Origin of the sequence: Rugamonas rubra (assembly GCF_900114705.1) — a bacterium.
Lineage (GTDB): Bacteria > Pseudomonadota > Gammaproteobacteria > Burkholderiales > Burkholderiaceae_D > Rugamonas > Rugamonas rubra.
In genome coordinates this window covers 99,630-117,357 of sequence record NZ_FOTW01000016.1, presented here as the reverse complement: position 1 = coordinate 117,357, position 17,728 = coordinate 99,630, and the positions used below count along the sequence as shown (strand labels likewise).

Genomic DNA, 17,728 nt, shown 5'->3' with positions numbered 1-17,728 from the left:
AGCCGCTATCGCTAGCGGCTTGGAATTTTTCAAACTATTACTTGCGGGTTCAGCCGTTGAACGACTTGCCCTCGGCCGCCAGCTTCGCCAGCAGCGGCGCCGGCCGCCAGGCCTCGCCGTGGTGGCCCTTGGCGTACTTCTCGATCGCCGCCAGCACGTTGGGCAGGCCGACCGTGTCGGCGTAGAACATCGGGCCGCCGCGGAACAGCGGGAAGCCGTAGCCGGTCAGGTAGACCATGTCGATGTCGGAGGCGCGCATGGCGATGCCCTCCTCCAGGATCAGCGCCGCCTCGTTGACCATCGAGAACACCAGCCGCTCGACGATCTCCTGGTCGCTGACCTTGCGGCGCGCCACGCCCAGTTCGGCCGAATGCTGCACGATCATGGCGTTGACCAGCTCGGACGGATAGGCCTTGCGGTCGCCCGCCTTGTAGTCGTACCAGCCGGCGCCGGTCTTTTGGCCGTAGCGACCCAGTTCGCACAGCAGGTCGGCGGTCTTCGAATAGCTGATCTCCGGCGATTCCACGTAGCGGCGCTTGCGGATGTACCAGCCGATGTCGTTGCCGGCCAGGTCGCCCATGCGGAACGGCCCCATGGCGAAGCCGAACTTCTCGGCCGCCTTGTCGACCTGCTCCGGCAGGCAGCCCTCCTCCAGCAGGAAACCGGCCTGGCGGCTGTACTGCTCGATCATGCGGTTGCCGATGAAGCCGTCGCACACGCCCGACACCACGCCGGTCTTCTTGAGTTTTTTCGACAGTGCCAGCGTGCTCGCCAGCACGTCCTTGCCGGTCTTAGCGCCGCGCACGATCTCCAGCAGCTTCATCACGTTGGCCGGGCTGAAGAAGTGGGTGCCGACGACGTCCTCGGGACGCTTGGTGAAGTTGGCGATCTGGTTCAGGTCCAGCGTCGAGGTGTTGGAGGCCAGGATGGCGCCCGGCTTCATCACCTCGTCGAGCTTGCGGAACACGGTTTCCTTGACGCCCATGTCCTCGAAGACGGCCTCGACGACGATGTCGGCCTGGCCGATCTCCTCGTAGGACAGGGTGCCGCTGATCAGGGCCAGGCGCTGGTCGAATTTCTCCTGCGTCAACTTGCCCTTCTTCATGGTGTTCTCGTAGTTCTTGCGGATCGTCGCCAGGCCCTTGTCGAGCGCCTCCTGCTTGGTTTCCAGCAGGATCACCGGGATGCCGGCGTTGACGAAGTTCATCGCGATGCCGCCGCCCATGGTGCCGGCGCCGATCACGGCGGCCTGCTTGATGGCGCGGGTCGGCGTGTCCGACGGCACGTCCGGCACCTTGCTGGCGACGCGCTCGGCGAAGAAGGCATGGCGCAGCGCCTTCGACTCGGTGGTCTGCATCAGGCCGAGGAAGCACTCGCGCTCGAACTTGACGCCGTCGTCGAACTTCATCGCCACGGCGGCGGCCACCGTCTCGACGCACTTGAGCGGCGCCGGGAACGGGCCGGACATGGCCTTGACGGTGTTGCGGGAGAACTGCAGGAAGGCCTCGTGGTTGGGATAGTCGACCTTGCGCTCGCGCACCTTCGGCAGCGGACGGGCGTCGGCGACCTTGCCGGCGAAGGCCACGGCGGCGGCCAGCAGGTCGGTGCCGGCGGCGAACACCTCGTCGAACAGCGCCGTCTTGGCCAGTTTTTCCGACAGCACCGGCGTGCCGGAGACGATCATGTTCAGCGCCATCTCCAGACCCAGCACGCGCGGCAGGCGCTGCGTGCCACCGGCGCCCGGCAGCAGGCCGAGTTTCACTTCCGGCAAGGCGATCTGCGCGCCCGGCAGGGCCACGCGGTAGTGGCAACCCAGCGCCAGCTCCAGCCCGCCGCCCATGCACACGCTGTGGATGGCGGCCACCACCGGCTTGGACGCGCCCTCGGCGGTGGCGATCAGGGTGGCCAGGCTAGGCTCGGCGAGCGCCTTCGGCGAATTGAATTCCTTGATGTCGGCGCCGCCCGAAAAGGCCTTGCCGGCGCCGGTGATGACGATCGCCTTGACGGCCGCGTCGGCCAGCGCCCGCTGGATGCCGTCGACGGCGGCGGCGCGCGTGGCCAGGCCCAGGCCGTTGACCGGCGGATTGTTCAGCGTAATGACGGCAACGGAACCGCTAACTTGGTATTCGGCGCTCATGTCTCTTCCTTGTAATTGGTGAAGTCGATGGGGATGCGAGTAGCTAACTATACCGCATAAAAGAACGGTCGTATTATTTTTTCTACGCCCCCCGGGGTCGGATACCGACATTCGGACACAGACTCAGCAATCACCACGGCCGTCGTCATGTCTTCGTGCCCGCCGCGCCCGGCAAGATTTCGGCGATCATCTCGTGGTCGTCGTCCAAGCCCACCTCGACGAAGCCGAAGCTGGCGTAGAAGTCCTTGGCCACCGGATTCTCCGGGTGGTAGCAAATGGTGATGCGTTCGACGTCGGCGCAGGCGCGGATCTCGGCCAACACCAGCTCCATCGCGCGCCGGCCTATGCCCTTGCCCTGCTGTCGATGGTCGACCATGAACCGATAGATACCGTATTCGCCGACCCGGTCGTTGGACTGCCGGTCGTACATCAAAAACCCGACCAGCTCGGGCCCGGCGTAGATCGCCCGGGCCTGGAAGTCCGGATAGAACGAGGCCTGGGCAATGGAATAGGCATTGCTGGCCAGGTAGTCCTCCTGCTGCTTGAGCAGCGGCAGGTCCATGATGGCTTCGAAGTTCTCCTCCGTCACCGCCGCGAGTCGCACATCCAATTCCATGCTATCTCCTCAGCGCACCATCGGATTCGGCGTCGGCTCGGCGACCTTGCTGAGCAGGTTGCGGTCGACATGGTGGAAGGGCTCGTCCTCCTTGCCGCGAATGAGCATCACGGTGTCCTCCTCGTAGCCCCAGGTGCCGTCGTCGTTGATGGTGACCTTGATGTGGTATTCGGTGGTCTTGAAGCCGAACTCCAGGAAGGGGTTGGAACGGATGCCGTAGGTGTCCGACTCGCGCAGCGCCACCAGCTCGAAGCTCTTGGCGTCCGCCGCCACCACGCCCGAGGCCATGGCGATCTGCCCGCGCGGGATCGCCAACGTCTGGATCACCGTGCTGGTGGCCGGTTCCCACAGCCAGTAGCCGACCTGCTCGTGGTAGGTCTTGACCTGGTCCGGCTTGGTGATCAGGATCAGGTAGCGCAGGCCGTAGAACAGCTGCGGGCCGTTGGTCACCGGGTCGATCGGCTGCAGCTCGATGCGCTCGACATAGGCCTGCTTGCGCGGGCCGTCGGCCTTCGGCTTGATGTCCAGGCCGCGCGTACCTTCCCACACGCCTGCCATCGGCCGCAGCGGGCCGAGGTTGTTCAGCGTGTTGGTGTCGATGTTGGACGCTTCGGTGAAGACGTCTTCGGAAAATTCGCTCATGGCTTGCCCCTGTCGTTGTGTGTCGTCGATCGCAAGCATTGTATGCGATGGGCGCGCGCCTGTGAAAGCCCACGCCCGGCGCATACCCGGCCCAAGCACCAGCGCCAGCCCCGCAAGAAGGCGGCGCCACGCACCGGGCTGGCCTCCAACTCAATGGCCACCAGCGCGCCGCGCGCCAGATCGTCGGCCACCATGTGGCGGGACATGCCGCCCCATACCACGCCATCGGCGACCAGAACCAGCTGATCCATTTGCTGAAGAACCTGGCGATGGCCGGCGGTTTGTTGCAGTTCGCCACCTTCGGTGCCGGCGCGCTGAGCCTGGATGCCCGCGTCAAGCAGCCTAAGCTGGCCGGCCGCACCGCCTGAACTGGCGCGGCTGCCTACCGGGTGTGTGGCCCGTTCTGGACGACCCGGGCTAAAACGTCTAGAACAGTCTAAAGAAATGTACCCAATTCAATGCCTTTCCCATACAAATGGGCGGGCATTGAATTTTTGCGACGCTGCCACGGGCTATGACATTACGACGTCAATCGCCATCTGGTCTTCCCCCGGGATTCCTCGCACCGTTATGGCGACCCCGCTCCATTTCCCGTCGGGCAGGTTCAGTGGCGGTTTTGTGCTTTCTCCGGCCATTCCATTTCCGAGAGAAGGATACAAGTCGTTCGAGTCCCCCCTGTTTCCGCTGCCGAAGATTTTTGCCAGGTCGCGTCGCCCATCCGCCTGGATGAGTTCGATGGCCAAACCCTCTTCGTCGTTGACGTTGTCTATACTTTCGTCTACCACGTAAATGGCAATGCCTTGACCGGGCAAGTATGCATCCTGTCCGGTTTTCCTCCGGTATTCGACGATTATGTATTGGTCGCCGGACATCCTTTGCGGATTCCGGATGAATGCAATTCCTCCACCCTCTGCGGCCGGCGTCAGCCTGATGTTCTCGGTTGTTTTCTTTACCTCAACTGGAGAAACCCAGCCTTGGAACATCCTGAGCATCCCGTTAGGATAGGACGGCGTAAGGCCGTTGTTCCCCCATGATCCAGATGCCATGAGGCAATAGTTTCCCAGGCCGTTGGAAAGTGACCATTTCGACCGCCCTGTGTCATAGTAATCTGCCCAGCGTGCCGCTAGGTGCCCCCATTCGTGCGCGCAAACCCCCATATTGCAGTCTTCAGGGACCGTTAGATAGGTCTGCGCCTTTATCTTCGGAGTGACTTGCAATCCATCCGGAATAATCCATTTATGGCTCCATATGTCGTCCCTGCTGCCCGTTGTTTCCGCGCCGCCGCCTGCATGGACAATGAACAGCGCTGTCACGATTCCTTCTCCGAGAACGTCGTACTTCGAGAAGTCAACGCCGTCCGCGATTGCGGCGGTAATCGCGTCGTAAGCAAGCCCCTGCGCGTTTCTTGGGTACGAGTCTCCCATGCCTGAATTGCCGTCAGCATAGGACGCTAGGCTATTTGGCATCCTGTACCAGCCAAAAACCTCCCCCTGCACGTCAATTCCCCTCCCGGAATCGTTGTCGTAACCACTTACTTCCCGGTAGAAATCGCGCATGCTTCCGCTCGGGAAGACGCCGCCTTGGCTGAAGAGCATCTGCTTGAAAAACGAAGCGCTGCGATTTTCGTTGTGCGGTTTGTCGGGGAAATCTACCAGCAGTACCAAGGTCTGGATTTGGCCGTTCAGCTGCTTGGAAGGGCGGTCAATCAGCTGCTTCTCGGTACTGGTGCCATGTGCAAGAGCGCCGTCGTCCAAACCGACGAAATTTTCTCCCCGACGGCTTGAGCGCCAGAATCGGTAGTAATCCTCGAAGGTTGCACCTAGGTCGATTCGGCGATTTTCCTTCAGTTCAAGGAAACGGGCATAGAGTTGGGCGATTAATGTGGGAGATGGGGGAACGCGGCACTGAGTATTGCAGCAGTGATGGTTTCCCAAGGGCCTGATGCTGTGGAACATGTTTCCTCCGTCAAAATTTTTTGCCAGATAGATGGATTTCTCTTCGGTGCTGCTTGGCCATCATGAACTTTTACTGGAGGAAGAACATCACAAAAAGTAACAACAGCGAATGAAGAAGGGCAGTGCTGGTGGCGCAGACAACTTGAGTCAAGCGGTCGCTTCCAAATGGTCCATCGGCCTGCGGACAGTGAAGTTTAAGCCTACGTTTGGAATGGCCTGGCAAGAGTGATTTGTCAATGCATCCTTACACTGCGTCAAATCAAGTCGAATTGAGCGCCAAGATGCACAGCAACACACTCAAAGTCCCAGGTCGACCACGATGCGGTTGCGGTCTGCCACGCGGGCATACGAGACGGCGCGGCCCAGGCCGCGTATCAACAGCAGCCCAACGCCGCCGACCGGCTGCGCCTCGGCGGCCAGCCCGGCCACCGGCGCGCTTGGCGGCGGCGGGTCGAGCAAAGGATTGAAGGGCGGCGCGGCGTCTTCGAAGGAAAAGCAGCTGCCGTCGGCGACCAGCCACACGGCGCCGTCGGCCACGCCGGCATAGCCGTGCAACACGCTGTTGCGGAACAGCTCCTCGAGTATCAGCTCGGCGCAGCCGACCCGCTCCGGCCCCAAACCGGCGCCGCGCAAGACATCGGCCACATAGGCCTGCAGCTGCGGCAGCAGCTCCAGACGGGCGGCAAAGCGCCGCCCCGGCGTGCCGTTTGCGCCACTGTCCGGGTCCAAATCGTTTCCCAATCCGCTCATACGAGCATATTATCGGAATGCTCAGCCGAGGAGAACGACGATGATCCGATTCCGCCACATCTGCATCGCCGCCGCCACACTGCTCGCGCTATCCGGCCAGACGCAGGCCGCCGAACTCCCGGCCGGCATGGTCAAGACCAGCAAGGGCCAGGCCGTCATCGAGCGCGATGGCAAGCCGTCCCCCGCCCTGCCCGGCGCCGCCTTGATGCGCAGCGACCGCATCGTCACCGGCGCCGACGGCAGCGTCGGCGTCACGCTGCGCGACGAGACGCTGTTGTCGGTGGGGCCGAACAGCCACGTCTGGCTGGAGAAGTTCGCCTTCAACCCGACCACCCACGAGGGAAGCTTGGACGCCACCGTCAAGCGCGGCACCATGGGCGTCATCTCCGGCAAGCTGTCCAAGCAGTCGCCCGGCGCGGTGCAGTTCCGCACCCCCAGCTCGGTCCTTGGCGTGCGCGGCACCGAGTTCCTGATCGACGTTGGCGCGGGCCAGCCCTAGCATGGGTGCGGCGCTGATCTGGATCGTCTGCGCGCTGGCCGCGCTGGCGCAGTCGCAACGCGCGCCGAGCGAGCGCGTGGTGCTGCTGCCCAGCCAGGACGGCCGCGCCAGCGCCGTCGTCATCGTCACGGCCGCCGGCCAAACCGTGCTGGACCAGCCCTACCTGAGCGTGGCCATCGGCCGCGACGGCGCCGTCAGCACCGCCAGCGAGACGGCCGGCGCCGTCCAGCAGCGCTACGCCGCCACGCTGGCCGCGCTGCCGCAGCGCGCCGCCGTCTTCCTGCTCTACTTCGACACGGCCACCGAGGCGCTGGTGCCGGAATCGCTCGCCCGGCTGGAGCAGATCAAGCTGGAGCTGGCGAGGCGGCCGGCGCCGGAGATCGTCGTCATTGGCCACACCGACACCGTCGACACCAGCGCCTACAACGACGAGCTGTCGCTCAAGCGCGCGCTGGCGGTCAAGCAGATACTGGTGGAGGTGGGCATCGCCGCCGACAGCATCAGCGCCAGCGGGCGCGGCGAGCGTGAGCCGCTGGTGCCGACCCGCGACCGCGTCGCCGAGCCGCGCAACCGCCGGGTGGAAATCCGCGTGCGCTGAGCCGCGCCGCGCCGGGCTAAGCGGCAGGTCCGTTCCAGCGCAACACCAACAGCGCCAAATCGTCCGACGGCTCGGCCGCGCCCACATGCGCGCGCACGTCCTCGCGCACGGCGCGCACCACCTCCGCCGGGCTCGCGCCGCCCCGCCCGGCCAACAGGCTATCCAAGCGCACATTGCCGTACACCCGGCCGGCCGCGTCCATCGCCTCGGTGACGCCGTCGGTGTTCAGGCACAGGCAGTCGCCGGGCCGCAGCTGGTAGCGCTGCACCGGGTAGTCGAAGTCCTCGATGACGCACAAGGGCGGCCCGTCGGCGCCGCGCAGGCGCTCGACCGCAGCGCCGGACAGCAGCCGGGGCGCGTCGTGGCCGGCGTTGCACAGCACAAGCTCGCCGCTGTCGGCGTCGAGGATGGCGGCCACGCAGGTGACGAACAGGCTCTCCGGGTTCTCGCGCAGCAGCTCGCGGTTGGCCTGGTAGATGATGGCCGCCATGCCCGCCTCGCCGCGCAGCGCCACGCTCTTCGACAAGGCCTTGGCCACCACCATGAACAGGCTGGCCGGCAGGCCCTTGCCGGAGACGTCGCCGAGCAGGAAGAACAGGCGGCGCCGGTCCAGCATGAAGAAGTCGTACAGGTCGCCGCCCACCTCGCGCGCCGGCTCCAACAGCGCGTCCAGCGCGAAGCGGGTCTCGCCGGGGAAGGCGCTGGCCGCCTGCGGCAGGCTGGCCATCTGGATGCGCCGCGCCGCGTTCAACTCGCCGGCCAGCGTGGCCGCCGCCTCGCGCGCGACGCGCAAGGCCCGCTCGCTGCCGTGCCGCGCGCGCACCGCCGCGCCGAACAGGTTGGCCCACAGGCTCAGGCAGACCAGCCCCAGCGCGCCGGCCACGCCGGCGGCGTCGAACAGCAGGCCGGCGCGGAACAGCGCCAGGCCGGCGCCGAACAGCAGGCCGGCCAGCGCCGCGCTGAGCGGCAGCGCGCGCAGCAGGCGCAGGCGCGGCAGCAGCCAGACCAGGCCGCCGGCCAGCAGGGCGAAGCACAGCGCCTCGGCCCAGCGCATGGCGGCGGGCCGGCGCAACTGGGCGCCGTCGAAAAAGCTCTCGATCAGCTGGGCGTGCACGTCCACGCCGGGCAGCAGATCGCCGCGCGCGTTGGTCTTGTAGTCGGCCAGGCCAAGGCCGGTCAACGCGACGATGACGATCTTGTCGCGCAGCGCGTCCGGCGCCAAGCGGCCCTGCATCAGGTCCAGCGCCGAGATGTAGCGCTGCGGCGCCGGCGCTGAATAGTTGACCCATACCGCGCCGTCGGCCCGGGTCGCCACCCGCAGGTCGCCCACCGCGATGGCGCGCACGCCGTCGGGTCCGGCGTGGATCTCGACGGCGTCGGCGCCGGTGGCCACCCGCAGCAGCTCCAGCGACAGCCCCGGCACCAGCGTGCCGCCGACCGCGCCCAGCAGCGGCACGCGCCGCACCACGCCCTTCTCCAGATCGGCCGACACCAGGCCCTGGCCGCTGGCGGCCGCCTGCAGCAGCTGCAGGCTGCCCAGCGCGCGCGGATAGCGCGGCACGTGCGGCGGCAGCGCGCCCAAGGCGGCGCCTGCCATGGTCAGCCGCACCGGCCAGGCGCGCAGCACGTCGCGGCTGCCGGCGGCGGCGTAGTCGAAGCCGGCGACCGCCAGCACCACCGGCGCGCGCCGCATGGCGGCGGCCAGCGCCTGGTCGTTGGACGGCAGCGCCGCCAGGCCGTCGCGCAGCGCGCCGGGCGCCAGCCGCGCCGCCAAGGCTTCCGGCGAGGAGGCGTCGGCCTCCGGCATCAGCAGGTCCAGGCCGATGGCCAGCGGCCGTTGCGCCGCCGCCGCGTCGATCAGCTCGGCCAAGCGCGTGCGCGGCCACGGCCACTGGCCGTAGCGCATCAACGCCGCCTCGTCCACGGCGACGATCTGCACCGGCCCGGACAGACGCTGGCGCGGCAGCAGCAGTTGGTAGGCGTCGAACAGGGCCAGCCGCAACGCCGGCATCGCGCCGTCGTCCGGCCAGGCCAGCGCCGCCGCCAGCGGCAGCGCCAGCGCGGCGGCCAGCGGCCGGCCCCGGCCGGCGCGCGCCAGGTCCAGGGCGCGCGCCGCCCAGCGGCTCAGCCGGCGCGGCATGCGCGCCTAGAGGTCGATTTCCATGCCGTCATAGGCCGACACGATCTTCAACGGCGCCTCGCCGGTGATCTGCGCGTAGCGCCGCGTCTCGGCCAGCACGCGGCCGATCTGCGCGTCGTCGTAGATCGGCTCGTGGTGGAACAAGCACAGCTGGCGCACCCCGGCCAGCTGGCACAGCTCGACGCCGACCACGTTGCTCGAGTGCCCCCAGTCGGCCTTCACCGAGATCGAATCGGCCAGCGAATACATGGCGTCGAAGATGACCAGGTCGGCGTCGCGGAAGAACTCGACGAAGGCCGCGCCGGCCTCCACGTCGCCCAGCTTGTGCTCCGAGTCGGTGCTGTAGACCATGGCGCGGCCGCCGTGCTCGAGCCGGTAGCCGTAGGAGTCGCCGGCGTGCAGCTGCAGCTTGGCCGTCACGCGCAGGCCGTTGATCTCCAGCGCCACGCCCGGCAGCATGCAGCGGAACTCGATGGTCGCGCCCAGCTGGTCGAAGCTGACCGGGAAGCTGATCGCCTCCTGCTGGCGCCGCATGGCCGTCTCCAACTGCTCGTGGCAGCCGTAAAAGATAATGCGGTTGCCCGGAATGTAGGCCGGCGTGAAGAAGGGGAAGCCCATGATGTGGTCCCAGTGCAGGTGGGACATGAACACATGGTAGGTCTGCGGATTGCCGGCGCCGTAGCGGGCCAGCTTGGCGCCGCCCAGCTGGCGCACGCCGGAACCCATGTCGAGGATGACGTGCTCGCGCGTGTTGGCCTGGTCCCACACCTCCACCTCGACGCAGCTGGAGTTGCCGCCGTAGGTGCCGCTGACCTCGAAGCCCAACTCCTCGTCGAGATAGGCGGCGATCTTGGCGTCGTCGTCCAACTGGCGGCCGATGGCGCCGCGCAGCGCCGTCTCCAGCTTGGCCCGCACCTGCTTGTGGTTCAGCGCCACCGGCAGCGAGCCGCGCGCGCCCCAAATGCGCGCCTTCATGCCGCCCCGCCCGGCCCGTCCAGCGGCCCGGACGAAGTCGGCGGATTCAGCGCGGCCAGCGCGCCGGCGCGGTCTGGGAAGATCTCGAACAACATGTCGAAGCGGCTGATGCTGAACACCTCGCGCACCAGCGGCGACAACGCGGCCAGCGCCATGCGCCCGCCCTGCGCCTTGATCTGCCGGATGGCCAGCATCAGCGCGCGCAGGCCGATGCTGCTGATGAAGTCCACCTTGGACAGGTCGAGCAGCAGCGCCGTGCCGGCGGTGCAGCCGGGCAGAAAGCCGGCCAGGGCCAGCTGGAAATCGTCGACGTGGGCCTGGTCGACGCGGCCGGCCGGAGTCAGCACCAGCACCCGGCCCTCCTGCTGCGGCGAGAACTCCATCATTGTTTGCACCCTGCGGTCTGCGGTTGGGGGACGTGCGCCGGCGGGCGGGCCGCCGGCTACGGTGCAAATAAGTGTAGCAAATCGGCGTCGCAGCTTGTTACCTTTTCGCATCTTTCCCCACGACATGCAACAGCCCCGCCTGTTTAGCCCCGCCGCGCCGTCCCCGGCAGGCGGCTAAAGCCGTCCTCGCTCCATGCCTCGCTGCCCACGCCGTGGCGCACAAAGAACAGCCCGTCCGGGTCGTAGCGTGCCTTCACCCGCGCCAGCCTGGCGTGGTTGCCGCCCCAGAAGGCGGCCTGCCAGTCGGCCAGGAAGTAGTCGCTTTCCGACACGTAGCAGCCGGCGCCCGGCGCCACCTTCATCATCTCGTCCATCGCCCTGCCGATCGAGCGCGCCCTATCCCTGCCGCGGGCCGGGTCGGCGGCGCCGCCCGGCATGCCCGGGTACTGCGGCCCGTCGCCGCCGGCGATGATGGCCAGCGCGAAGGCGTCCAACACCTGCGGGTTCATCGCCGTGTCGCGCGCCGCGTCGATTTCGGCGGCCGGCGCGCCGGCCAGCCCCTTGTTGAAGTGGAAGCCGACGCGCCAATGGCGGGTGCAGCGGAATATCGCCTCGGCCAAATCGGCCTGGCGATCCATCCCCAGCAGCGATGCCGGCAGCCACGCCGACTTATAGCCGTGGATGAACCAGCCGGCCTCGCCCAAGTCGCCCTTCCACTGCGCGTGATGGGCCGGCGCGGCGGGCCGCTCGTCGGCCACCATGAAGCCCGGCGCGTGCTTCTTGAAGAAGTCGGCGTCCCAAAAATGCCGGGCTGGCAAGGCGAGCACTTGTAGCTCCTTCTCGAAGACATACTCCTCCCGCCGGCGCAACCACGCCAGCAACGGCGCCCACACCTCCGCCGCCTGCTGCTGGCTCAGGCCCTGGAAGACCATAGCGACATCGACGCGGTTGTCGGTGTTGAAGCCGATCTGCTCGCCCCAGTGCTGGTTGAACAGCGCGCCGGCGTAGAAGGCGACGAGCTTGGCGATCAAGGTGCGATAGGCCGCGTCCGACGACGCCTTGACGGTGAAGAAGACAGCGCCGAAGGTCTCCGGCAGCTCGCGCGTGCGCAAGGTCAGCCGGGTGACCACGCCGACACTGCCGCCGCCACCGCCCTTGAGCGCCCAGAACAGATCGGGATTCCTGCGGGCGTTGGCGATGCGGACCACGCCGTCGGCCGTGACCACCTCCGCCTCCAGCAGGCCGGCGGCGGCCGTCCCATACATCTTGGAGAAGTTGCCGAAGCCGCCGCTCTGCACCAGACCGGCTACGCCGACCGTGGTGCAGCCGCCGCCCTGCACATAGCGGCCACCGCGCGTGATCACGGCGTCGTAGGCGTCTATCCACATCGCGCCGGCGCCCAGGCTGACCGCCGGCTGCGGCGCGGCCAAGCCGGCGCAGCCTTGCGCCACGAAGTCGGCGTGCAGGGTCACCTGGTTCATCTGCCGCGTCCACACCAGCAGCGAATCGGGCGCGTCCGAGGTGCCCTGGTAGCTGTGCCCACCGCCTTTGACGACCAGGCGCAGATTGTGTTCGCGGGCGAAGTTCACCGCCGCGACGATGTCGGCCGTGTTCTTGGCGGCCAGCGCGTAGGCGCTTGGCCGCGAGGCCCAGGCGTCGAGCCAGCCGCTGGTCTGCGTCAAGGCGGCTTGGTCGCCGATGTCGAAGGCGCTGGTCAGGTGGCTCAGCGCTTCCTTGCAGGCCGGACCGCTAGCGTCGGCCTCGCAGCCGGTGAAAAATGGCGTGAGCTTGAGCAGTCGGCCCGCCACGTTCTTCTTCAAGCCGTCCCAGCTCGCCGCCGACGGCCAGCCGGGCTGCCCGGGGCGCACGCGGGAACGGGCGAGCTTTTTCGACATGGGGGCGGCCCACGCCGTGCCGGCGAATCCGCTCCACAGAGCGCCGGGGACCAGCGGCAGCGCCGCCATTTTGAGCAAATTTCTTCTTTTCACGGAGCTGTCCTTTAGCAAGAGTCTGAAACCATTGAATGTCTGCGCAGCATGCCCGCGTGTGGGCGACTTGGCAAACTGGCATGGCAGGAATCAGAGTAAGGACAAACGGCGGGCGTATCCAATGAAATGTGGCAGGATGGGATACGCTGGGGTGAACTGGAGCTGCTCGTGCACCAGCGTGCCGGCGCCGGCCAGCGGGTAGCGTTGCCGGAGCATCAGGATCTGCAGCATCAGCCGTGTCGAGTACGGCGGACGGCCGCCCTTGGCGCGGCGGCATCACCGCTGGCGGCGAGCGCCCCGAAGGCGTGTCACGGGCCGCAGGCTGTGGCATGGCGTGCCGTTTCGGTCTTCCCCGTCAGAAAATTTCACCGCATCCCGTGTTTTCAGCCCCAACTGTGGCGATAATAGCCTGACACAGTGAACTAGGGGACTCCCATGCGCCTTCTGTTGCTGGCAATGACCTTGACCCTGCACAATGTCGCGCCAGCGCAAGCGGTGATGACCTGGCTAATTCCGGATTTGCCGCCGGTATCGATACGCACCAATCACAACCAGCCCGGCTCCGGGATCATCGACACACAAGTCGCCTACGTGGCCGCGCATTGGCCGGAGGTCGAGCACCGCTTCGTCTATGCCAATTTAAAACGCAGCTGGGCAATGCTGGAAGCGGGCAAGCCGGCCTGCTATTCGTTTACATTGATCACGCCCGAGCGGCGGAAAAAAGCCCACATCATCGAGACAGGCGTGCTTCCACCCTTGCATTTGGTGGTGCGGCCCGAGGTGGCGGCCGCGCTGCCGCTCAACGCAAGGCAGGAAGTCGATCTGCCGCGTCTGCTAGCCATGCGCGAACTGCGCGGCTTGATCAGCGAAAAGCGCAGCTTCGGCGCGCGGCTGGACGCCACGCTACGACAGCGGCCTCCGGACGCCTCGCTCAAGCTGACCGCGATCAGCGGCTACGGCGAAGCCATCCTCCAAAGTATGCTGCTCAGCCGCGCCGACTACACCATCGATTATGATTTCATGCTGTCATATTACCAAAGCCGCCACCACAAACTGACCCAGTTGCGCAGCTTCGCCATTGCCAACAATACGAAAACGATCAAGTTCGGCTTGGCCTGCCCGAGGACGGCTTGGGGCAAGGCGACGGCACAAAAGATAGACGGCATTCTGGGGACGCGGGAGGGGGCCCAGGCGCTGCGCCACAGCGTCGAAGCCAGGCTGAGCCAGGACAGCCGGCAACGCTATGCGGATCAGTTTGCCGCGTTCTACCGGCGGCGCGAAAAACCGACACTGCGACTCGACGGACCGTAAACATAGAAGAGCCCAAGCTGCGCGGCTTGGACTGTTCTGCGTTACTCAATTCCGGTGCCCCAAGCTGGACTCCGCCACATTGCCGCCTTTGCCACAATCATTCTCCACACTCTGACTCCCCAAGGCAAGGCCGGGCGAGTCGAGCAGAACAGGGCCACTTTGCCGGCGATAACGGGCTATCCCGGCGACACCTGTTCCGCCGGCATCGATTCCACGGGGTCGGCATGGCCGATCCGCTCGAAGCGGAGATGCTCGATTCGGTAGCCATTCCGTTGATCGATATCGACAACTTCACAACGTAAGCCATCGTACTCAAAGCTGTCGGCGACCTTCGGCAGACGCATTTTCGCGCGCCCGATCATCCACAGCGCGAATCCTCCCGCTGTTTGATAATTGCCTTGCCGTTCACCCGGCAACTCATTGATGCCCAGTGCGGCCTTGGTGTCGGAGATCGACGTCATTCCATCAATCAGCCAACGTCCCGTCGTTCCCTTGTCTTTGCGGATTAACGTTTCCTGGTCGGCGTCCTGGAGAACTTCACCAACGAGCGCATCCATCAGATCGGCCATCGAGATGATGCCTTCGACCTGGCCGAACTCGTTGTAGACCAGTCCGGCATGGGTGTTGTGGGCGCGAAACGACTCCAGGGTCTCGATCAAAGTGAGCGAGTTGGGAATTCTATGTATCCGGCCCAGATCGGCCGCCCAGTCTATTCGTGCCTCTTGTTTACCGTCGCGCAACTGGCCCATCAACGCCTCGGTCCAGCGCCGGGTTGGCGCCATGCCCAAGACCTGATCGAGTCCGCCTTGGGCGACAACCAGGCGGAGTCTCGGATGTTGCATGAACGTGTCGAGGTTTTCGCCGTAAGGCTTGTCAATGTCGATGTAGCGAATGTCCTGGCGCGGCGTCATGATGGCGCCGACCTTGCGTTCGTCCAAGCGCCAAACATTGTCCATGATGGCTTTTTCGCGTGCCGTGATCAGACCCGATTGGCCCGCCGCTTCGATCATCGTCTCGACATCCTCGGCGCTGACGGCTTCCGACCGCACCAACGGCAGGCCAAGGGCGGCCATCAGGCGGTTGGTGCAAAACGACAAGACAGTGATGAGCGGACTCAGAATCGTGATCAATCGCAATGCCGGCGGCGCCATCAGGCGCGCGATCGCCTCGGGTCGCACCAGCGCGGCACGCTTGGGCAACATTTCGCCCAGCACCAAGGTGGCGGCGGTGATGAGCGCGAGAACGAAAAATGCCGCAGCCTTCTCCTTCCAGGGGGCAACCCAATCCCAGTCGGGGATCAGCGCGCTGACCTGCCCGGAAAAACTGATGGAACCGAAGGAACCTTCCACCAGGGTGACAAAGGTCAAACCGAGCTGCGTGGTGGCCAACAGGCGGTTGGGGTCGTTGGCCAGGGCCAGCGCTGCGGCGGCGCCTCGGTCGCCCCCGTCGATCAGCGTCTGCAGGCGGCTTTTCTTGGACGCGACAATGCTCATTTCGCACAGCGCGAACAGTCCGCTCAGGGCAATGAGGGCGACAAGGATCAAAAAATGCATATCGGAAAACCACCTATCTATACGAGTTCGCCACCGGACAGCGATGCCCAGGCATCGAATCGTGGCAACGCGCCGGCGCCGTTGCGACCAAGCGGCCGATACCCACGTTGGCCTTGTTGATGCTAGCAGCTCGCATGTAAAAACCGCGTATCGACTGCGCGTGCTTGCGTAAACGAGCTGTAAAATCGCCGCCGGCGAGGCTAGATTGTCCACGGCGACACAGCGCGACGCAAGCTTCACGTCCGAAGGCGGCTGCGACTTCGCCGCGCCGCTCACACGTGCAACGCGTCCCGCAGCAGCCCCGGCGTCTGCCCGGTCCAGCGCTTGAACGAGCGGCGGAAATTGGTCGCGTCGTGGATGCCGAAGTAGGCGGCGCCAGTGTCGTTGTCGGCGCGGCTGGTCTGGAACAGGTAGATGGCGCTACGAGCTCCATAGCCCCAAGCGACACGCGGCGTCTGCCACGACGCACAATGGCAAAGCCAGTGCGATATCACTTGTCAAATTGGCATGGCAAAGCAGCTACGCTCGACATACACGGCCTGCGAGGCGATTCAATTTTGCTTCAAACTTTTGTCGAAAAAATCGACTACCGCAGTGTTAAAGGTTTGGTGAAACGCCAGCCTATCGAAGCCAGGTTCGCTTTTGCAAATGATCGGCACGATACTCGCAAGTGCGGGACCGCAAGGCGCCAGGAAGTCGAAATGGCCGGCTTTTGGCACCACGCGGTAGTCAGGTGCTATGGGAAGAGCCCGTCTAACCGCTTCAGCGTAACGGGGGTGCGGCAAAATGACGTCGTCCTCGGCACGCCAGAGTTGCACGGGTACCGTGACGTTCTTCAATCCGTCCGATGCGAACGTGAAGCCCAGAGCCGGGGCAGCGACAACGGCAGCCGCAATGCGACGATCCTGCGCAAGAATTGATTCGGGCGGCGCGCTAGCCGCCTGCGCGGTCTTCGCTATCAACTGGCAAGCAAAATCTTCCGGGTGTTCACGGCACATCGGGCGTATCTTAGAGAAATCGGCAAGCCCGCCGATGCTTACCAGCGCGGTAAACCCGCCTGCAGAAAATCCAAATATCCCGATACGTGCAGCGTCAATCGCCGCATGGTCGCCCCAGCTTGACAACATATGGTCAATCACACGGCTCATTTGCTTAGGGCGGTCCATGATGAATATGCTACGGCTCCGGTCGGCATAGTTGTCGCCCGTATGGGTGACGGCCGCGACAACATAGCCCGCGTCGGCCAAGGCAATGGCCGTGTCGTAGTGCCCCAGGAAAGAGCCTCCGGTGCCGTGCGACATCACCACCAGCGGCAAGCCCCGTCCTTCTATCGGGGCGTCGACCGCGACTGACATTGTTGTTGCCCCGATGGACATCGACTTCGGCGCCGCGTGGCTCGGATACCAGATGCCAATCTCCAGCGGCTTGCCGTCGGGATCCGCAGCAACACCACGCTGGAATCCGGCAGCATATAGCAGTGTGGTGTGTGTCATGGCCAGAACCAACGAAGCAATAAGACAAGGGAGCTTGATCGCGTGTCGCATGTTTTTTCCTTGCGTGTTTGAGAAGAATGATCACTATAGGAATTGCGAACGTGGTCAGGTGGTGGCTGCGACTAGGCGCAGCCAGGCATCGCCAAATGCCGCAGGGCTTCGCCAAATGCGCAGGGTTTCGACTATACCGAGGCGCCGACGGCATCTTCATCAATGTCTTCCCTCTTGGAGCCGCTTTGGTCGATCACAATCCTTTCCGGCGCGCCCGCATGGTCTATCCTTGCGACAGCGCAGCTTTGGCGAACGTATGCCGTAGTGCGGCGATGCTGCCTTTCGCTCCTTGCCTCCTTTGGCACAGGCCCCTTCGACACTGATAATCCAGTAGTCTGTGCGGCATGAAGGGTTCGATGATGTGGGCCTTATCGGCATACGCGCTTGCTGTTGCCGCGTTGCAGGCCGTACATCCGTCGCCGGGGGTGTGCTTCCTTATTGTGGTGTGCGCACTCTTGCTATCGCCACAGTTTTTCCCAAAACTTGAAACAGCATCGCAAGGCGTTGTCGCCGGTTCAAACGAATTGATCGGTGGCTTCCGCCCCACAGCCGCCGGTCAAGCCCGCGGGTCGATCCAGCCGATCATGCTGCCATCGGCGCGCCGGATCGCGACCATTTGGTGGAGATGAAATCT

Annotated in this window: 17 protein-coding genes and 1 pseudogene; 5 read left to right on the top strand and 13 right to left on the bottom strand. The window is 65.1% G+C overall.

From position 1 onward, the window contains the following. Positions 1-49: 49 nt before the first annotated feature. The 3 genes from BM252_RS17345 to BM252_RS17335 all read right to left on the bottom strand — a co-directional run bounded on the left by BM252_RS17345 (position 50) and on the right by BM252_RS17335 (position 3,395). Positions 50-2,137 carry a 3-hydroxyacyl-CoA dehydrogenase NAD-binding domain-containing protein gene (locus BM252_RS17345; protein ID WP_093388918.1) on the bottom strand — a complete coding sequence of 696 codons (2,088 nt, stop codon included), beginning with the start codon at positions 2,135-2,137 and terminating at the stop codon, positions 50-52. 145 nt (positions 2,138-2,282) lie between these two features. Then, entirely contained in the window at positions 2,283-2,753 is a 471-nt protein-coding gene (locus BM252_RS17340) for a GNAT family N-acetyltransferase (RefSeq protein WP_093388917.1), read from the bottom strand. A 9-nt stretch (positions 2,754-2,762) separates the two neighbouring features. Next, positions 2,763-3,395 (bottom strand): FABP family protein, encoded by a 633-nt coding sequence (locus BM252_RS17335; protein WP_093388916.1) that lies wholly within the window; start codon positions 3,393-3,395, stop codon positions 2,763-2,765. Between the two features lie 215 nt (positions 3,396-3,610). Between BM252_RS17335 and BM252_RS17330 the strand changes: the two are divergent. Then, positions 3,611-3,763 (top strand): annotated as a pseudogene (locus tag BM252_RS17330) (LysR family transcriptional regulator); the annotation flags it as partial. A gap of 144 nt (positions 3,764-3,907) precedes the next feature. Here BM252_RS17330 and BM252_RS17325 read toward each other — a convergent pair. Next, complete coding sequence (locus BM252_RS17325; RefSeq protein ID WP_093388915.1) at positions 3,908-5,350, bottom strand: M6 family metalloprotease domain-containing protein; 1,443 nt, start codon at positions 5,348-5,350, stop codon at positions 3,908-3,910. Between the two features lie 297 nt (positions 5,351-5,647). Continuing rightward, positions 5,648-6,100 carry an ATP-binding protein gene (locus BM252_RS17320; RefSeq protein ID WP_093388914.1) on the bottom strand — a complete coding sequence of 151 codons (453 nt, stop codon included), beginning with the start codon at positions 6,098-6,100 and terminating at the stop codon, positions 5,648-5,650. 40 nt (positions 6,101-6,140) lie between these two features. Between BM252_RS17320 and BM252_RS17315 the strand changes: the two genes are divergently transcribed. Then, the gene (locus BM252_RS17315) at positions 6,141-6,599 is read left to right on the top strand and encodes a FecR family protein (RefSeq protein WP_093388913.1); all 459 of its coding nucleotides are present in this window, start codon (positions 6,141-6,143) and stop codon (positions 6,597-6,599) included. A 1-nt stretch (position 6,600) separates the two neighbouring features. Next, positions 6,601-7,197 carry an OmpA family protein gene (locus BM252_RS17310; protein ID WP_093388912.1) on the top strand — a complete coding sequence of 199 codons (597 nt, stop codon included), beginning with the start codon at positions 6,601-6,603 and terminating at the stop codon, positions 7,195-7,197. Between the two features lie 16 nt (positions 7,198-7,213). Here the strand turns inward: BM252_RS17310 and BM252_RS17305 are convergent, their stop codons facing one another. From BM252_RS17305 to BM252_RS31090, 5 genes are all read right to left on the bottom strand, one after another. Continuing rightward, complete coding sequence (locus BM252_RS17305; RefSeq protein ID WP_093388911.1) at positions 7,214-9,337, bottom strand: SpoIIE family protein phosphatase; 2,124 nt, start codon at positions 9,335-9,337, stop codon at positions 7,214-7,216. 6 nt (positions 9,338-9,343) lie between these two features. Next, entirely contained in the window at positions 9,344-10,312 is a 969-nt protein-coding gene (locus BM252_RS17300; RefSeq protein ID WP_093388910.1) for an MBL fold metallo-hydrolase, read from the bottom strand. Next, a complete protein-coding gene (locus BM252_RS17295; protein ID WP_245774313.1) occupies positions 10,309-10,698 on the bottom strand; it encodes an STAS domain-containing protein in 390 nt (129 codons plus the stop codon). The genes BM252_RS17300 and BM252_RS17295 overlap by 4 nt, the downstream gene beginning before the upstream one ends. 143 nt (positions 10,699-10,841) lie before the next feature. After that, on the bottom strand, positions 10,842-12,686 hold the full coding sequence (locus BM252_RS17290) for an FAD-binding oxidoreductase (protein WP_093388997.1): 1,845 nt from the start codon (positions 12,684-12,686) through the stop codon (positions 10,842-10,844). Between the two features lie 90 nt (positions 12,687-12,776). Further along, positions 12,777-12,917 (bottom strand): hypothetical protein, encoded by a 141-nt coding sequence (locus tag BM252_RS31090; RefSeq protein WP_174900568.1) that lies wholly within the window; start codon positions 12,915-12,917, stop codon positions 12,777-12,779. Positions 12,918-13,121: 204 nt separating this feature from the next. Here BM252_RS31090 and BM252_RS17285 point away from each other — a divergent pair, with 204 nt between their 5' ends. Then, the gene (locus BM252_RS17285; RefSeq protein ID WP_245774312.1) at positions 13,122-13,997 is read left to right on the top strand and encodes a TIGR02285 family protein; all 876 of its coding nucleotides are present in this window, start codon (positions 13,122-13,124) and stop codon (positions 13,995-13,997) included. 176 nt (positions 13,998-14,173) lie between these two features. Here BM252_RS17285 and BM252_RS17280 read toward each other — a convergent pair whose 3' ends face one another. The 3 genes from BM252_RS17280 to BM252_RS17270 all read right to left on the bottom strand — a co-directional run bounded on the left by BM252_RS17280 (position 14,174) and on the right by BM252_RS17270 (position 17,094). After that, positions 14,174-15,550 carry a hemolysin family protein gene (locus BM252_RS17280; RefSeq protein WP_093388908.1) on the bottom strand — a complete coding sequence of 459 codons (1,377 nt, stop codon included), beginning with the start codon at positions 15,548-15,550 and terminating at the stop codon, positions 14,174-14,176. A gap of 272 nt (positions 15,551-15,822) precedes the next feature. Further along, entirely contained in the window at positions 15,823-16,044 is a 222-nt protein-coding gene (locus tag BM252_RS17275) for a hypothetical protein (RefSeq protein ID WP_093388907.1), read from the bottom strand. Positions 16,045-16,101: 57 nt separating this feature from the next. Continuing rightward, positions 16,102-17,094 carry an alpha/beta hydrolase family protein gene (locus BM252_RS17270; RefSeq protein ID WP_093388906.1) on the bottom strand — a complete coding sequence of 331 codons (993 nt, stop codon included), beginning with the start codon at positions 17,092-17,094 and terminating at the stop codon, positions 16,102-16,104. A 356-nt stretch (positions 17,095-17,450) separates the two neighbouring features. On the opposite strand from BM252_RS17270, the gene BM252_RS30235 reads away from it, so the two are divergent. After that, positions 17,451-17,723 carry a hypothetical protein gene (locus BM252_RS30235; RefSeq protein WP_139236566.1) on the top strand — a complete coding sequence of 91 codons (273 nt, stop codon included), beginning with the start codon at positions 17,451-17,453 and terminating at the stop codon, positions 17,721-17,723. Positions 17,724-17,728: the final 5 nt, after the last annotated feature.

Coding starts and splice junctions, on each gene's coding strand:
- BM252_RS17310 (WP_093388912.1), top strand. CDS start 6,601: ATGGGTGCGGCGCTGATCTGGATCGTCTGCGCGCTGGCCGCGCTGGCG.
- BM252_RS17295 (WP_245774313.1), bottom strand. CDS start 10,698: ATGATGGAGTTCTCGCCGCAGCAGGAGGGCCGGGTGCTGGTGCTGACT.
- BM252_RS17300 (WP_093388910.1), bottom strand. CDS start 10,312: ATGAAGGCGCGCATTTGGGGCGCGCGCGGCTCGCTGCCGGTGGCGCTG.
- BM252_RS17325 (WP_093388915.1), bottom strand. CDS start 5,350: ATGTTCCACAGCATCAGGCCCTTGGGAAACCATCACTGCTGCAATACT.
- BM252_RS17305 (WP_093388911.1), bottom strand. CDS start 9,337: ATGCCGCGCCGGCTGAGCCGCTGGGCGGCGCGCGCCCTGGACCTGGCG.
- BM252_RS17280 (WP_093388908.1), bottom strand. CDS start 15,550: ATGCATTTTTTGATCCTTGTCGCCCTCATTGCCCTGAGCGGACTGTTC.
- BM252_RS17315 (WP_093388913.1), top strand. CDS start 6,141: ATGATCCGATTCCGCCACATCTGCATCGCCGCCGCCACACTGCTCGCG.
- BM252_RS30235 (WP_139236566.1), top strand. CDS start 17,451: ATGATGTGGGCCTTATCGGCATACGCGCTTGCTGTTGCCGCGTTGCAG.
- BM252_RS17270 (WP_093388906.1), bottom strand. CDS start 17,094: ATGCGACACGCGATCAAGCTCCCTTGTCTTATTGCTTCGTTGGTTCTG.
- BM252_RS17285 (WP_245774312.1), top strand. CDS start 13,122: ATGCGCCTTCTGTTGCTGGCAATGACCTTGACCCTGCACAATGTCGCG.
- BM252_RS31090 (WP_174900568.1), bottom strand. CDS start 12,917: ATGCTGCAGATCCTGATGCTCCGGCAACGCTACCCGCTGGCCGGCGCC.
- BM252_RS17335 (WP_093388916.1), bottom strand. CDS start 3,395: ATGAGCGAATTTTCCGAAGACGTCTTCACCGAAGCGTCCAACATCGAC.
- BM252_RS17340 (WP_093388917.1), bottom strand. CDS start 2,753: ATGGAATTGGATGTGCGACTCGCGGCGGTGACGGAGGAGAACTTCGAA.
- BM252_RS17345 (WP_093388918.1), bottom strand. CDS start 2,137: ATGAGCGCCGAATACCAAGTTAGCGGTTCCGTTGCCGTCATTACGCTG.
- BM252_RS17320 (WP_093388914.1), bottom strand. CDS start 6,100: ATGAGCGGATTGGGAAACGATTTGGACCCGGACAGTGGCGCAAACGGC.